The following is a 13,908-nucleotide window of genomic DNA, read 5'->3' as shown; positions in this document are numbered from 1 at the left end:
GATCCGGCCTGGTCGCCACCGGCGCCCCCAGTCTCCCGCCGCCCTTCCGCCGCCGCCAGTGACGCCACGTCACGGGTGCACCCGTGACGAACATCAGGGAAAAGTGCTGACGAAATCGCACTGCACAGCGACCGCCCCGATGGGCGACGGTGGCTTCGGACGCGGCGCCGCCCCGGTGCCGCGGCCGGACGCACCCGAGCGAACGAGAGAGGCGCCACCGATGTACGCAGAGCTCCAGGCCTTCACCGACACCCTGCCGCCCGCGGTGCAGTGGATCGCGGTGATCGGGCTGGGCGTGATCCCCTTCGTCGAGTCGTACACGGGATCGGTGATCGGCGTCCTGGCCGGACTCTCGCCGCTGGTGGCCATCCCCGCGGCCATCCTCGGGAACGTGGCCTCGATGCTGGTCGCGGTGTACATGTCGCACGGGATCCGCTCGCGGGTGCGCGGCTCCCGCCCCGAGCGGCCGCTGACGCCCCGCCGCGAGAAGCTCAAGCAGCGCTTCGACCGCTTCGGCGTCGCCGGGGTCGCCCTCCTGGGGCCGCTGGCCCTGCCGAGCCAGATCACCTCGGCGGCGACCGTCTCCTTCGGCGCGTCCCGCAACGCGGTGATCTTCTGGCAGACGGTCTCGATCATCGTGTGGGGCGTCGCCCTGGGCGGCCTCGCCGCCGTGGGCGTCACCTTCGTCTAGGGGGTGTTGGGTGGATCATGGCCGTAGCGAGCGGCGTCCAGGTGCGTTCATCGCAAGGACGAAGAGGGAGTCAGCCTGGGTGCGCTGTCGACCGATGAGGACGCAGCGAGGGGCGTGCCCGGGCGTCGCGCAGTAGGTCGTGATCCGCACAACACCCCCTAGTGGGCCCCGGCGGGCGCGGAGCTCCGCCTGGCCGCTTCCGGCCGCGGTCCACAGCCGCGCGTACTCGCCTCCCGTGTCCACCGCCGCATGCTCCCAGACGGCGACACGGGCGCGTACGACCCGGGGCAAAGGCCGCTCTCCCCCGCTCCGCGCCGACCTAGGGTGGGGCCGCTCCCCCACCGGAGCGCCGGTTCCGCAGGCCTGCGAGCGCGAGGAGGAACATGTCCAGTGCCGTGATCCCGCCGACGGTGTCCGTGGTGGCAGCGGGCACCCTCCTGATCCTCGTCGCCGGTGCCCCCGGCGCCGCGCACGCCGACGAGGCGCCCGGCGGTGGCGCGGAGACCAGGATCGTCGACGGCTCGGCCGCGTCCGTCGAGGACCACCCCTGGGCGGTCGCGCTCACCGATCCCGGAGACTTCCCCGAGCGGCCCGGCGGGCAGTACTGCGGGGGCGCCCTGGTGCGGCCGGACAAGGTCGTCACCGCCGCGCACTGCGTGGACACGCCCGAGGAGCGCGAAGGCCTTCAGGTCGTCGCCGGACGCACCGACCTGCGCACCGACGAGGGGTGGACGCGCGAGGCGGTCGCGGTGTGGAGCCACGACCAGGTCGTCCCCGAGCCCGAACCCGGCAGCGGCCTGACGCCGCGCCCCGGCGGCGACGTCGCCGTGGTGACCCTGGACCGGCCGCTTCCGCTCCCGACGCTGCCCCTGGCCCGCCCCGGCGACGGCGACCTCGCCGGCCGCACGGGCACGGTCCTGGGGTGGGGCGCGACCGACTTCGACCGCCCCCGCGAAGGCTCCCCGGTCCTGATGAAGGCGTGCCTCCCGATCCTCGACGACGACACGTGGACGCGGAGCGCGGAGGCGTACGGCCTGCTGTACGACCCTGCGCACTTCGTGGGCGCCGGGTTCCCCTCGGGCGGTCCGGCCATCGGCCCCGGCGACAGCGGCGGGCCGCTCGTCGTCGACGGCAGGCTCGTCGGGGTCGTGCACGACCAGATCGCGGTCGACGGGCCGCCGCCCGACCTGGCGCGCCTGTACTCGCTGTTCAGCGAGGTCCCCGCGTTCGCCGACGCCATCGACGACCATTTGGGGCCCGGCTCCGGCGCCCCCGGGCCCCGCTTGTCAGACCGGCCCCATGGGCATTGACTGGCCCCATGGACATTGACGCCGCGCTTTTCGACGTGTTCGGCACGATGACCGACTGGCGGTCGGGGGTGAGCGGCGAGCTGGCCTCCGTCGGCGAGCGTGCCGGGCTGCACGCCGACTGGCCGTCCGTCACCGACGACTGGCGAAGGAAGTACGTCCCGACCCTGGGCGCGGTCGTCTCCGGCGAGGCGCCGTGGCGCTCGTTGGACGAGCTGCACCGGGTCATGCTCGACGAGGTCCTGGACGAGCGCGGCCTGGACGCGATCGGCGACGCCGACCGGGAACGGCTCGTATCGGTATGGCACCGCCTCCGCCCCTGGCCCGACGCCCCCTCCGGCCTGGAGGCGCTCCACCGCTCCCCCGTTATCACCGCGGCGCTGTCCAACGGCGGCGTCGGCCTGCTCGCCCGGCTCACCAAGCAGGCCGGGCTGCGCTTCGACTGCATCCTGTCGGCCGAGCTGGCCCGGACCTACAAGCCCGACCGACGGGTCTACCTCCGGGCCGCCGAGCTGCTGGGGATCGAGCCGGAGCGGCTGGTCATGGTGGCCTGCCACCCCGACGACCTCGAAGGGGCGGCCGGGGCCGGGTTCCGCACCGCCTACATCCCGCGGCCCCTGGAGTGGGGCCCCGAGGCCGCCCCGGTCCCCGCGCCGCCGGGCGCCGACCTCGTCGCCGACGACGTCGTGCAGCTGGCCCGCGCGCTGGCGGGCTGACGCGCAGGGCACCGGCGGGCGGCGGACCGGCGGTCAGCGCGCCAGCACGGCCGCGAGCTCGTCGGGCTTCTGCAGGGCCATCATGTGGGGCGCACCGGGGATGACGCTGTACTCGGCCCCCGGGATGTCGTCGGCGATGGTGCGCACCTCGTCGGCCGGGGTCGACCGGTCCGCGCCGCCCGCCACGACGCGGGTGGGCACGGTGATCTCCGGCAGGCGGGGGCGGGTGTCGACGGCGGCCAGCGCGCGCAGGTTCGCCGCCCAGTCCGCCGGTGCCGTGCGCGCGATCCGGTCGCGCGCGTACCGGACCGCCCACGGGTTCTCCGCCAGCGTCTCCGGGGTGAACCAGCGCGCCAGGGTCGGGGCGATCTGCGCGGCCATGCCGTCGGCCTCGCCGCTGCGGGCGCGCCCCTCGAAGGCGTCCTTCGGGTCGGCGACGGTGGCCAGCAGGTCCAGGCGGGCGACCCGGTCCGGGTGGTCGAGGGCGAACGTCTGGGCGACGGCTCCGCCCAGCGACAACCCGGCCACCTGGGCGACGGGCACCTCCAGCCGGTCGAGCAGGGCGGCCAGGTCGCCGGCGTGGTCGTGCAGGGTGGCGGGCGGCGGGGCGTCGGCGGCCCGGCCGTGGCCGCGCAGGTCGCAGGCGATGACGCGGCGGTCGGCGGGCAGCAGGTCCAGCACGCGGCTCCACATGCGCCGGTCGAGGGCGAGCGCGTGCAGCAGGACGAGGGGTTCGCGCTGCTCCGCCCCGTCGGCCGGGCGGTCGGTGACGCGGGTGGTGCAGGCGCCGAGGCCGACCTCGTGCTCGGGCGCCACCCGGGCCAGGCCCATCGCGCCGACCGCCTGGAGGACCCGGGGGAACCCGACGTAGGGCACCAAGTGGTGCACCAGCAGGGCGATCTCGGAGTCGTCGACGCCCGCGTTGCGCGCGGCGGCGGTGTGCACGGCGAGCTGCGGGCCGCTGTCGCCGAGGGCGATCAGGGCGGCGAGGGTGGCGATCTCGCGTTCGGCGCGCCCCAGGCCGCTCTCGCTGAGGACGTCGGCGAACCCGGCGGCCATGGCGTCGGCGGCGCGGGGCGCGACCGCGTCGAGGGCGTCCAGCGCCTCCGGGCGCCCGCCCAGCAGGGCGGCCATCTCGCGGGCGGCGCGGGCGGGGATCTCAGCGGGCATGGCTCGGTCTCCTAGCGGTCGCGGGCCTCGCGGCGCGGGCGGCACGGGGCCGCCCTGCCGTGGCGGCCACGCACGGTGGCCGACGGAGCGGAGACTAGTGCACGGGGTGCCCCCGTGCCGTGGGCGGCACCGGCCGGGTCCGGGCCCGCGGCTCCTCAGGCGCGCAGGCGCCGCCGCACGGCCTTCGGGTACCGGACGGTGAAGGCGATCGGGACCGCGAAGGTGGCCGCCTTGATGGTGATGACGAGCGCCGTCGCATAAGGGTCGAGGGAGAGCACGACGGCCAGGGCGGTCGCGGCGGCGGTGAAGCACACCGCCCAGAAGCGGGTGATCACGGTGTTCAGCGCACGGAAGGCGGCGGTGCCATGGACCTCTTCGGGCGCCATGGCCCTGGCGATGCCGAGTGTGAAGGGGGTGCGCAGGGCCAGCGACCCCCAGGCCATGAGCGCCAGGGCCGCGTTGAGCAGTGCGGGCCCGTAGCGGGGCAGTTCGGAGTCGGGCCGCAGGAGCGAATAGAGGACGACGAGGGCGAAGAAGGCGGCGGCCGTGGTCTCGACCATGGTCTCGTCCCACCCCCGGCCCTGGGCCCGGTCCCAGGCGATGAGGACCAGGGCGATCCCGAGGCCGACGAGCCCGCCCCACCGCCACTCGTCGCCGGTGGCGATGAAGCCGTAGACGATCCACGGCAGGAATCCGATCAGTCCGCGCATTCTTCCCCCTCCTCGGACGGCACCCCAAGAAACTAGACCGTCCACAGTGACACGTCAAAAAGGAGTGTGAGGAAGGGGCGTGCGGCCTCCGGCGGCGGCACCGGGGGGCCGAGGCGCCACCGGATCGGCCGGGCGGCTCAGCCCTGCCCGGAGACCAGGACCGCGGCCCCGGAGACCGCCCCGGCGGCCAGCGCCTCCAGCGCCTCGTCCGCCCGCGGCATCGGGTACCGCTCGGTCTCCACCCGGATGCCGTTGGCCACCGCGAAGTCGAGGAACGCCCTGCCGTCCGCCCGGGTGTTCGCCGTGACGCTGCGCAGCGTCCTCTCCTGGAAGAGGTGCCCCTGGTAGTTGAGCGCCGGGACGTCCGACAGGTGGATCCCGGCGACCGCCAGCGTGCCCCCGCGGTCCAGGGACTCCAGCGCCTTGGGCACCAGCTCCCCCGCGGGGGCGAAGAGGACCGCCGAGTCCAGCAGCTCGGGCGGCCCCTCGGCCGGGGACGACGCCGACGCGCACCCCAGTTCCACGGCCAGCCGCCGCGCGCGGGCCGAGCGTGTCACCACGTGCACCGTCGCCCCCTTGGCGACCGCCACCTGCGCGGCCAGATGGGCCGACGCGCCGAACCCGTAGATCCCCACCCGCGCGCCGTCGGGCGGATCGGCCCGCTCCAGCGCGCGGTAGCCGATGATGCCCGCGCACAGCAGCGGTGCGAGCGTCACCGGGTCGGCGTCGCCGGGCAGCCGGTAGGCGTACCGGTCGTCGACCACCGCGTACTCGGCGTACCCGCCGTCGGCGTCCCAGCCGGTGTAGCGCGAGGACGGGCACAGGTTCTCCGCTCCGCGCGCGCAGTACCGGCACCTCCCGCAGGTTCCGCGCAGCCAGGCGATGCCGACCCGCTCCCCCTCCTCGCGCGGGCGGGCGGTGGGCCCACACGCCGCCACGCGGCCCACCGCCTCGTGCCCGGGGACCGTGCTGGGGCGGCGCGGCAGCAGGTCGCCCTCGGCGAGGTGCAGGTCGGTCCGGCACACCGCGCACGCCTCGATCCGCACCAGCAGCTCACGCCCGACGGGCTCGGGCACCGGCAGCCGCACCGGGTGCAGGGGCCGCCGGGAGAGCGGGCCGGGGCGGTCGACCACCCATGCGTCCATGGTGTCGGGAATCGTCGGCGCCATGACTCCCACTGTCGGTCAGACGGGGAGGGCGTGTCGAGGCCGGGTGCGGATCAGACGTTGAACGCCTTCTCCAGCTCTGTGATGTCGAGCTTCTTCATGGTCATCATCGCGTCGGAGACGCGCTGCACGCGCGCGGTGTCCGGGTCGCCCATCATCTCCAGGAACACCTTGGGGATGACCTGCCACGAGACGCCGAACTTGTCCTTGAGCCAGCCGCAGGGGCCCTCCTCGCCGCCGTCGGCGGTCAGGCGGTCCCAGTAGTAGTCCACCTCGTCCTGGTCGTCGCAGTGGATCTGGAAGGAGATCGCCTCATTGAAGGTGAACATCGGGCCGCCGTTCAGGCCGACGAACTTCTCGCCCTTGATGGTGAAATCGACGAGCAGCTCGTCGGCGGGCGGGGAGGGGAGCCCTTCCGGCTGGGCGATGGCCGTCCCCATGAAGGAGTCGGGGAAGACCGAGGTGTAGAACTCCGCCGCCTCGCGTGCCCGCCCGTCGAACCACAGGCAGGTCGTGAATCCGTCGCTGGACATGCCGTCCCCCTCGGGCCGCCGCGCACCCTGTGTGCGCGCTCAGGGATTAAGACCCCGGCGGGCGCCGGAACTCATCGCTCCGGCGCCCGCCCGATCGCCCGGGCCGGGCCCGGGTCGCTCCGGGTCACTCCTCGGCGGGCCGGACGCTGCCGGTCACCTCGCCGAACCCGATGACCGACCCTTCCGGGCCGGGCGCCGTCGCGCTGATGGCGACCGTGTCCCCGTCCTCCAGGAACGCGCGCTCGGACCCGTCGGGCAGCTTCAGCGGCTCCCTGCCTCCCCAGGTCATCTCCAGCAGGCACCCGCGCTGCCCCGGCTCCGGGCCGCTGACCGTTCCCGAGGCGTACATGTCCCCCGTGCGCACCGAGGCGCCGTTGACGGTCATGTGGGCGAGCTGCTGGGCGGGGGTCCAGTACATCTGCGCGAACGGGGGCCGGGCGACCACGTGCCCGTTGATCCGCACCTCCAGCGCCAGGTCCAGCCCCCACGGCTCGTCCTTGGCGTCGCGCAGGTACTCCAGCGGCTCGGGGTCGCGCACCGGCGGTTCGACGCGTGCCGCCTCAAGCGCCTGGAGGGGCACGACCCACGGCGACACCGAGGTGGCGAACGACTTGCCCAGGAACGGCCCCAGCGGGACGTACTCCCAGGCCTGCAGGTCGCGCGCGGACCAGTCGTTGACCAGGAACGCCCCGAACACGTGGTCGGCGAAGCCGCCGACCGGCACGCGGCCGCCGCGCCGGCTCGGGGCGCCGACCACGAACCCCACCTCGGCCTCGATGTCCAGGCGCCGCGAGGGGCCGAAGACGGGGGCGGGGTCGTCCGGCCCCTTGCGCTGGCCGCACGGGCGCACGACGGGCGCCCCCGAGGGGACGACCGTCCCGGCGCGCCCGTGGTAGCCGATGGGCAGGTGCTTCCAGTTGGGGGTCAGGGGCGCGGAGTCGGGCCGGAAGATGCGCCCGACGTTGGTGGCGTGGTGCTCGGAGGAGTAGAAGTCGACGTAGTCGCCGACGGTGAAGGGCATGTGCATGCGCACGCGGTCGCGTCCGATGAGGTGGGGGCGGACGCCCTCCTCGCGCGCGGGGTCGGTGAGCCAGCGCAGCACGGTGGCGCGCACCTGCTCCCACACGGGCCGCCCGGCGGCCAGCAGGCCGTCCAGGGAGGGGCCGGAGACCGCGTCGGCGAACGGGGACCCGGCCGCCCGGGCCGCCGCCCCCAGGTCGAGCACGTGCGCCCCGACGGCCACCCCGGTCCGCGGGCCGGGGTCGCCGGGTTCGCTGAACACCCCGTAGGGCAGGTTGTGCAGGCCGAACGGTGAGTCCGGCGCGATGTCGAGCCAGCTTTCGGGCACCTCGTGGTCCTCCTGGGGTCGTCGGTTCGGGCGGCCGGGGTCAGGCGCCGTCGGCGGGGGCGCCGGGCGGCAGCCCCAGCGCCTCCAGGTCCTCCAAGGGCTCGTCCACGCTGCAGGTGCCGAACCCGGTGAAGGCGGCGCGCACCGCGCGGGAGCGCCGTTCATCGCCCAGCACCGTGCGCGCCTCCTGGGCGAGGGTCTTCCCGTCGCGCTCGCCGAGCACTCCCTCGGCCTCGGCGGCGCGCGCGCCGCGCAGCAGCGCGTCCGCGGCCAGCAGCACGTTGAGGAAGCCGTGGTGCTCGAACCCGGTTGCGGCGCCGGTGTGGCGGACGGCGTTGTGCAGCCCGGCCGTGCATTTGAAGGGCACCCCCGCGTCGACGGCGGCGGCGATGCGGGCGGCCAGCTCGGCTTCGGAGGGGAAGGCGTCGGCGGTGGTGCCGCCGGTGCGGAACTTGGCGCGGTGCCCGGCCCCGGCCAGGGCCGCCATCGCCGGGGCGGGGTCGGCCCGGCGCGGCACCTCGACGTGTCCGTGCGCCCCGTCGGGCAGGTGGTCGGTGAGGGCGCGGGCGGTCCTGCGGACGTCCTCCGCGGAGTCGCCGCCGGCCGCCTCGGCCCCCACGACGCGCACCCGCGGCATCCGCCGCGCGCGCTGCAGGGCGGGCCCGACGGCCGCCGCACCCCCCGGTACGGTGACGGCGGCCTCCAGCGCCCCCGCGGGCCCGGCCCCGCCCGCCGTCTCCTCGGCGAGCACGGACTCCAGGTCTGCGAGCCAGGCGTCGGCCACGATGAACGGGCCGACGTAGTCGGCGGTGGGCCCCTGCCGGAGCGCGCGGTGGCGCGGCACCGCGCGCTCCATGGGGGCGTTGCCGGGCGGGAACAGGGCGGCGTCGTCGAGCATGCGGGTGAACAGCGGGGGCGCGCTCATCCCCGCTGCCCCCGGCCCGCCCACGTCCAGGCGTAGGAGGGGTCCTCGGCGGCGGTGCCGCCCTCGCCCAGGTCCAGCGGGCGGAAGGTGTCGACCATGACCGCCAGCTCGTCGAAGGCCTGCACGCCGACGCTGCGCTCATAGGCGCCGGGCTGGGGGCCGTGCGAGTGGCCGCCGGGGTGCAGCGACACCGACCCCTGGCCGATGCCCGAGCCCTTGCGGGCCTCGTAGTCGCCGCCGCAGTAGAACATGACCTCATCGGAGTCGACGTTGGAGTGGTAGTAGGGCACCGGGATCGACTCGGGGTGGTAGTCGACCTTGCGCGGCACGAAGTTGCACACCACGAAGTTGTTGCCCTCGAAGACCTGGTGGACGGGCGGCGGCTGGTGGACGCGGCCGGTGATGGGCTGGAAGTCGGCGACGTTGAAGGCGTAGGGGTACAGGCAGCCGTCCCAGCCGACGACGTCGAAGGGGTGGTGCGGGTAGGTGTAGCGGGTCCCCGCGATGCCGCCGGGCCCGTTCCCGCGGTGCTTGATGAGCACGTCCACGTCGGTGCCTTCGAGGAGCAGCGGCTCCTCGGGGCCGCGCAGGTCGCGCTCGCAGTAGGGCGCGTGCTCAAGGAACTGGCCGTAGCGCGACAGGTAGCGCTTGGGCGGCGCGATGTGGCTGTTGGCCTCGATGGCGTAGGCGCGCAGCGGCTCCCCGCCCTCGGGAAGCCAGCGGTGCGTGGTGCCCCGGGGGATGACGATGTAGTCGCCTTGGGCGGCGTGGAGCTCCCCGAAGACGGTCTGCACGGTGGCGCCCCCGGACTCCACGTACACGCACTCGTCGCCGATGGAGTTGCGGTACAGCTCAGAGGGCGCTCCGGCGGCCACATAGGAGATGCGCACGTCGTCGTTGCCCAGGACGAGCCTGCGGCCGGTGACGGTGTCGGTGTTCTTCCACTCGTCGCCGAAGAGGCCGTGCAGTTTCAGGTGGCGCGGGGCCAGCGGGGCGTTGGAGGTGCGCGTCAGGTCGGGCACCTCCCACACCCGGGCGTCGACGATGGCCGACGGGATGTGCCGGTGGTAGAGGAGCGAGGAGTCGGAGGAGAAGCCCTCCTCCCCCATCAGCTCCTCGTAGTACAGGCCGCCGTCGGGGTTGGGGTGCCGCGTGTGCCGTGTGCGCGGGACCTCACCCGCTCGCCGGTAGTACGCCATCGGTGGTCTCCTCTCTGGGTGCGTGGGGGGCGGCCGTTGCGCCGCGTCCGCCCAGGGCGGTGCGGACGGCGGCGGCGATCGCCGCGGGGTCGGAGGCGTCTGCCACGGCCGCGATGTGGGCGTCGGGCCGCAGCAGCCAGGCCTCGCCCGAGCGCGGCTCCAGGGCGCGCTCCAGGGCGCCTTCGGTGTCGATGTCGGTGATGCGGTAGGCCGCCGCGGGGGCGGGCGCGGCGGCCCGGGCGGCGGCGAGGACGGCCCCGGGGTCGGCGGCGCCGCCGAGCAGGAAGGTGAGGCCTTCGCGCGCCAGTGGGCGCAGCCGCTCGAGGTCGGGGCGGCCGGGCACGGTGACCGGCGCGTCGGGCACGAGCACCCCCGGGCAGGGGTCGGGCGCGCTCCCCCGGGGCGGGCGGCCGCCGAAGACGCGCTCGGGGTGGGGGGTGGTGAGGGGCGAGCCGGTGTACCAGAAGGGCTCGGCCAGGCGGCCGGAGTCGACCTCCTCGCGCGCGTGGGGGTCGGTGAGGGCGCGCCGCAGGACGCTCTCGCGGTACGCCGCCTCCGCGGGGCCCGGCGGGACGAGGAACCGCATGGTGGCGGAGGTGACGTCGGCGTTCTCCCGGGCGGCGGCGCCGCGCTCGGCGGCGTAGCTGTCCAGGAGCGCCTCCCCGTCCCCCCAGCCGCGCAGGGCGAAGGCGATCTTCCAGGCGGCGTTCTCGGCGTCCTGCACTCCGGAGTTGAGCCCGCGGGCACCGAAGGGGGCCACCAGGTGGGCGCTGTCCCCGGCGAGCAGCACCCGGCCGGCGCGCATGCGGTCGGCCACGCGGGTGTGGAACCGGTAGACCGAGCGCCACACCACCTCGTAGGGGCGGTCGCCGATGATCTGCCGCACCCGCCGGTCCAGCCCGCCGCCGGCCTCCTCGCCCTCCAGGTCGAAGTCGGGCGGCACCTGCCAGTCGATCCGGTACACCGAGCCGGGGCAGGGGTGGATGAGCACCTGGCGGCCGGGGTTCCACTCGGGGTCGAAGTAGAAGCGGCGCTCGCGCTCCCAGCCGGGCAGGTCGGCGCGGATGTCGCAGATGAGGAAGCGGTCCTCGAAGCTGCTGCCGCGCAGGTCGGCGCCGAGGGCGCGGCGCACCGCGCTCCCATGGGCGCCGGTGCAGGCAACGGCGTAGGAGCCGCGCAGCCGCACCGTGCCCTCGGGGGTCGCGCACACGGCGGTGACCCCCTCCGCGTCCTGCTCGACGGCGGTGACCTCGTGGCCCCAGCGCACCGGGACGCCCGCGCGCTCCAGGGCGCCGTCGAGGATCTCCTCGGTGCGGGCCTGGGAGATGTTGACGAAGGGCGGCAGCGGGCTGGCGCCGCGGTCGCGCAGGCGCACCGCGAACAGTTCGTCGCTCCGGTAGAAGGTGCGGGCGGTGTCCCAGGTCAGGCCCTCGTCGGCGACGGCTCCGGCGCCCGCGGTCTCCCAGATGTCCAGCACGTCGCGCTGCTGGACGATGGCCTTGGAGCCGACCGGGTCGCGTTCGGGGCGCCGGTCGAGCAGGACCGCCTCCAGGCCCCAGTGGGCCAGCAGGAGCGCGGCGGTCTGCCCGACGGGTCCGGCGCCCAGGACGAGCACGGGCGCGCCCGCGCACGGGGGGTGGTGTCGGTTCGGCATGGGGGGCTGCCCTCCGATTGCTCCTCTGGATGTCGGTCCTGCTGGATGTCAGTCCTGCAGCTGGGCCCAGACCTCGCGGTCCCGCTCGGCGGTCCAGACGACCGGCCGCTCGATCCCGGAGAGCTCGTCCCACAGGCGGGAGACGTCGAAGGGCAGGCAGTGCTCGAAGATGGGCCAGTGGCCGTAGTCGGGGGCCAGGGCGGCGTGGGCGGCCTCGAAGGCCTCCTTGAGGGTTCCGCCGCGGTCGTGCACGGCGCCGACCCGCTCCAGCATGGTGGTGAGGAAGGCGCGGGTCTGCTCGACGGCGGCGCCGACGGCCGCGCGGCCCCGGGTGACCGGGCCGCGCCCGCCGATGAGCATGTCGGCGCCGTAGGCGGCGACGCGGTCGAGGGTCGCGCCCGCCCATTCGCGGTGGAAGGCGTCGCCGGTGTAGAGGGCCGCCTCGGCCTCGACCAGGTCCCCCGCGTACAGGATGCGGTGGCGGGGCAGCCAGGCGACGATGTCGCCCTCGGTGTGGCCGCGCCCGACGTGCTCCAGGACGAGCTCGCCGCGGTCGCCGCCCAGGTCGATGGTCATGCGGTCGGCGAAGGTGACGGTGGGCCAGGTGAGGCCGGGGACCGACCCGGGGTCCTTGGCCAGCCGCGGCATCCGGGCGAACTCGCTGGCCCAGTCCTCCTTGCCGCGCTCGGCGATGAGGTGCCGGGTCTTCTCATGGGCCACGATGGCGTCGGCGCCGAAGGCGCTGGCCCCCAGCACGCGCACCGCGTGGTAGTGCGAGAGCACCAGGTAGCGGATGGGCTTGTCGGTGTGCTCGCGCAGCCGGGCCAGCCATTCCCGGGCGGCGGTGGGGGTGGCCATCGCCTCGAAGCAGACGAGGAAGTCCTCGCCCTCGATCGCGCCGATGTTGGGGTCGCCCTCGGCGGTGAGCGCGTAGACGCCGTCGGCGAGGACTTCGAGGGTCTGCTCCTTGTCGTCCAGGTCGGCCGATGACGCGAACGGCTTGGCCATTGCGGGTCCTCCTGTCCGGGGCCGCGTCCTGCGCGGCCGGGGTCGCGGCGGTGGGGCGCGGATCACGCCTGCGCCCCAAGGTGGCACCCGTCACACCCATAGGTAAAGCACAAGAATCCGAGGTTCATCATTGGCCCGCCTTATGTGGCGGGCTCCGGGACGCGACCGGCACGGCCGACGCCCGCGCGGCGATTCGGGCATGCCGCGCGGGGGTTGCGGCCGCGCCGCCGCTACGGACCCACCACTCCTCTGTGCGAGCATCTCAACACTTTCAGTGACCGATCGGAAGGGGTGGGGCATGGCCACGGCGATCACGGGGGCGACGGGCTTCCTCGGACTGCACCTGCTGGAGCACATCGCGGCCGGACGCGAGGGGGAGGCCCCCGGCGAGGTGGTGCTGCTCTCGCGGCGCACCCGCGAGGACGCACTCGGCCTCGTCTACCGGCACCTGGAGGCCCGGGGGTTCGACGCGGAGGCGGTCGCACGCGCGCTGGGGCGGATGGAGGTGGTGAGCGCCGATGTCACACGGCCGCGCCTGGGGCTGGCGGACGAAGCGCACGCCGAGCTGGCCGACCGTATCGACGAGATGTGGCACAGCGCGGGCGACACGACGCTCTCCGACGACGCCGACCACGTGCACAGCGTCAACGTAGAGGGCACGCGCAACGTTCTCGCCCTACTGGAGCGCAGCGCGCGCCGCCCCGTCCTGCGCCACATGAGCACGGTGGCGGTGGCGGGCCGCCGGGCCGAGGGGCTGGTGGGCGACGGCGACTTCGACGGCTCCTACGGGTTCCACACCCCCTACGAGCGCTCCAAATACGACGCCGAGGAGCTGGTGCGCGATTGGGCGGAACGGACGGGCGGGTCGGCGGCCGTGTTCCGGCCGAGCATCCTGGTGACCGACCGGCCCGCCTACCCGGGACGCCCGGTGAACATGCTGGAGCAGCTGCAGCACACGCTCGGGGCGGTGCACACCGCGCTCGCCGACTCCCTCCGCGGGCGGGAGGTCCCCGTCGCGGTGGCCCCCATCGTGCACATGGTCCCGGTGGAGGACGCGGCGCACGCCATGGCGGCGGCCGCGCCGCGCCTGACCGGGGCGGGGGCGCACACCTGCAACGTGGTGACGCGCAAGGGCACGAGCCTGTTCGAGGCGGCGGGCGTGCTCGCCGAGCCCTTCGGGATCCGCGTGGTCCCCAGCGACTCCAGCATCCCCGCCGATGTGGCGGGGGCGGTCGCGGACAAATTCCGCGGGCTGATCGGACACGAGGACCACACCCGGCGCTTCAGCGACGCGGTACTGCACTCACTCGGGCTGCGCCTGGCGCCCTCACGACGGGTCGACACCGCCTACCTCCGGCGCGCCCTGCTGAACGGCGCGACGGCCGCTCCCGCCTGAGCGGACCCCCGGGGTTCCGGACGCGAAGCGCACGGGGATGCGGCCACCCCCGGCTTTCCCACCACGATCTCCGTGTGTGACGCTA

The 13,908-nt window shown here is 74.9% G+C and carries 13 protein-coding genes; 4 read left to right on the top strand and 9 right to left on the bottom strand.

The genetic code is table 11. The features are described 5' to 3' along the window. Window positions 1-220: 220 nt before the first annotated feature. From O4U47_RS05905 to O4U47_RS05895, 3 genes are all read left to right on the top strand, one after another. Entirely contained in the window at window positions 221-691 is a 471-nt protein-coding gene (locus O4U47_RS05905) for a hypothetical protein (RefSeq protein ID WP_270676524.1), read from the top strand. Between the two features lie 383 nt (window positions 692-1,074). Then, the gene (locus tag O4U47_RS05900; RefSeq protein ID WP_270676523.1) at window positions 1,075-2,001 is read left to right on the top strand and encodes a S1 family peptidase; all 927 of its coding nucleotides are present in this window, start codon (window positions 1,075-1,077) and stop codon (window positions 1,999-2,001) included. 8 nt (window positions 2,002-2,009) lie between these two features. Then, entirely contained in the window at window positions 2,010-2,714 is a 705-nt protein-coding gene (locus O4U47_RS05895; protein WP_270676522.1) for a haloacid dehalogenase type II, read from the top strand. Between the two features lie 33 nt (window positions 2,715-2,747). On the opposite strand, the gene O4U47_RS05890 is transcribed toward O4U47_RS05895, so the two are convergent. The 9 genes from O4U47_RS05890 to O4U47_RS05850 all read right to left on the bottom strand — a co-directional run bounded on the left by O4U47_RS05890 (window position 2,748) and on the right by O4U47_RS05850 (window position 12,427). Beyond that, window positions 2,748-3,884, bottom strand: coding sequence for an alpha/beta fold hydrolase (locus O4U47_RS05890; RefSeq protein WP_270676521.1), 1,137 nt, complete (start codon window positions 3,882-3,884; stop codon window positions 2,748-2,750). 155 nt (window positions 3,885-4,039) lie between these two features. After that, entirely contained in the window at window positions 4,040-4,594 is a 555-nt protein-coding gene (locus O4U47_RS05885) for a hypothetical protein (RefSeq protein WP_270676520.1), read from the bottom strand. 137 nt (window positions 4,595-4,731) lie between these two features. After that, entirely contained in the window at window positions 4,732-5,763 is a 1,032-nt protein-coding gene (locus O4U47_RS05880; RefSeq protein ID WP_270676519.1) for a zinc-dependent alcohol dehydrogenase family protein, read from the bottom strand. 50 nt (window positions 5,764-5,813) lie between these two features. Further along, the gene (locus O4U47_RS05875; protein WP_270676518.1) at window positions 5,814-6,293 is read right to left on the bottom strand and encodes a VOC family protein; all 480 of its coding nucleotides are present in this window, start codon (window positions 6,291-6,293) and stop codon (window positions 5,814-5,816) included. Between the two features lie 124 nt (window positions 6,294-6,417). Then, window positions 6,418-7,641, bottom strand: coding sequence for a fumarylacetoacetase (gene fahA, locus O4U47_RS05870; RefSeq protein WP_270676517.1), 1,224 nt, complete (start codon window positions 7,639-7,641; stop codon window positions 6,418-6,420). A 40-nt stretch (window positions 7,642-7,681) separates the two neighbouring features. Continuing rightward, window positions 7,682-8,566 (bottom strand): hypothetical protein, encoded by an 885-nt coding sequence (locus O4U47_RS05865; protein WP_270676516.1) that lies wholly within the window; start codon window positions 8,564-8,566, stop codon window positions 7,682-7,684. Next, window positions 8,563-9,765 carry a homogentisate 1,2-dioxygenase gene (locus O4U47_RS05860; RefSeq protein WP_270676515.1) on the bottom strand — a complete coding sequence of 401 codons (1,203 nt, stop codon included), beginning with the start codon at window positions 9,763-9,765 and terminating at the stop codon, window positions 8,563-8,565. The genes O4U47_RS05865 and O4U47_RS05860 overlap by 4 nt, the downstream gene beginning before the upstream one ends. Next, window positions 9,740-11,419: an FAD-dependent monooxygenase gene (locus O4U47_RS05855; protein WP_270676514.1), complete on the bottom strand. Its 1,680-nt coding sequence runs from the start codon at window positions 11,417-11,419 to the stop codon at window positions 9,740-9,742. The genes O4U47_RS05860 and O4U47_RS05855 overlap by 26 nt, the downstream gene beginning before the upstream one ends. Window positions 11,420-11,467: 48 nt before the next feature. Then, window positions 11,468-12,427: an MBL fold metallo-hydrolase gene (locus O4U47_RS05850; RefSeq protein ID WP_270676513.1), complete on the bottom strand. Its 960-nt coding sequence runs from the start codon at window positions 12,425-12,427 to the stop codon at window positions 11,468-11,470. A 298-nt stretch (window positions 12,428-12,725) separates the two neighbouring features. Between O4U47_RS05850 and O4U47_RS05845 the strand changes: the two genes are divergently transcribed. Beyond that, window positions 12,726-13,823: an SDR family oxidoreductase gene (locus tag O4U47_RS05845; RefSeq protein ID WP_270676512.1), complete on the top strand. Its 1,098-nt coding sequence runs from the start codon at window positions 12,726-12,728 to the stop codon at window positions 13,821-13,823. The last annotated feature ends 85 nt before the right edge of the window (window positions 13,824-13,908 follow it).

The organism is Nocardiopsis suaedae (assembly GCF_027706745.1).
Classification (GTDB): Bacteria; Actinomycetota; Actinomycetes; order Streptosporangiales; family Streptosporangiaceae; genus Nocardiopsis_A; species Nocardiopsis_A suaedae.
Note: the sequence above shows the minus strand (reverse complement) of the source record. Positions and strands in the feature narration are given on the sequence as shown.

What these genes read in the sequence shown, in the direction of transcription:
- O4U47_RS05905 (WP_270676524.1), top strand. Translation starts at nt 221, where the DNA reads ATGTACGCAGAGCTCCAGGCCTTCACCGACACCCTGCCGCCCGCGGTG.
- O4U47_RS05900 (WP_270676523.1), top strand. Translation starts at nt 1,075, where the DNA reads ATGTCCAGTGCCGTGATCCCGCCGACGGTGTCCGTGGTGGCAGCGGGC.
- O4U47_RS05895 (WP_270676522.1), top strand. Translation starts at nt 2,010, where the DNA reads ATGGACATTGACGCCGCGCTTTTCGACGTGTTCGGCACGATGACCGAC.
- O4U47_RS05890 (WP_270676521.1), bottom strand. Translation starts at nt 3,884, where the DNA reads ATGCCCGCTGAGATCCCCGCCCGCGCCGCCCGCGAGATGGCCGCCCTG.
- O4U47_RS05885 (WP_270676520.1), bottom strand. Translation starts at nt 4,594, where the DNA reads ATGCGCGGACTGATCGGATTCCTGCCGTGGATCGTCTACGGCTTCATC.
- O4U47_RS05880 (WP_270676519.1), bottom strand. Translation starts at nt 5,763, where the DNA reads ATGGCGCCGACGATTCCCGACACCATGGACGCATGGGTGGTCGACCGC.
- O4U47_RS05875 (WP_270676518.1), bottom strand. Translation starts at nt 6,293, where the DNA reads ATGTCCAGCGACGGATTCACGACCTGCCTGTGGTTCGACGGGCGGGCA.
- O4U47_RS05865 (WP_270676516.1), bottom strand. Translation starts at nt 8,566, where the DNA reads ATGAGCGCGCCCCCGCTGTTCACCCGCATGCTCGACGACGCCGCCCTG.
- O4U47_RS05860 (WP_270676515.1), bottom strand. Translation starts at nt 9,765, where the DNA reads ATGGCGTACTACCGGCGAGCGGGTGAGGTCCCGCGCACACGGCACACG.
- O4U47_RS05855 (WP_270676514.1), bottom strand. Translation starts at nt 11,419, where the DNA reads ATGCCGAACCGACACCACCCCCCGTGCGCGGGCGCGCCCGTGCTCGTC.
- O4U47_RS05850 (WP_270676513.1), bottom strand. Translation starts at nt 12,427, where the DNA reads ATGGCCAAGCCGTTCGCGTCATCGGCCGACCTGGACGACAAGGAGCAG.
- O4U47_RS05845 (WP_270676512.1), top strand. Translation starts at nt 12,726, where the DNA reads ATGGCCACGGCGATCACGGGGGCGACGGGCTTCCTCGGACTGCACCTG.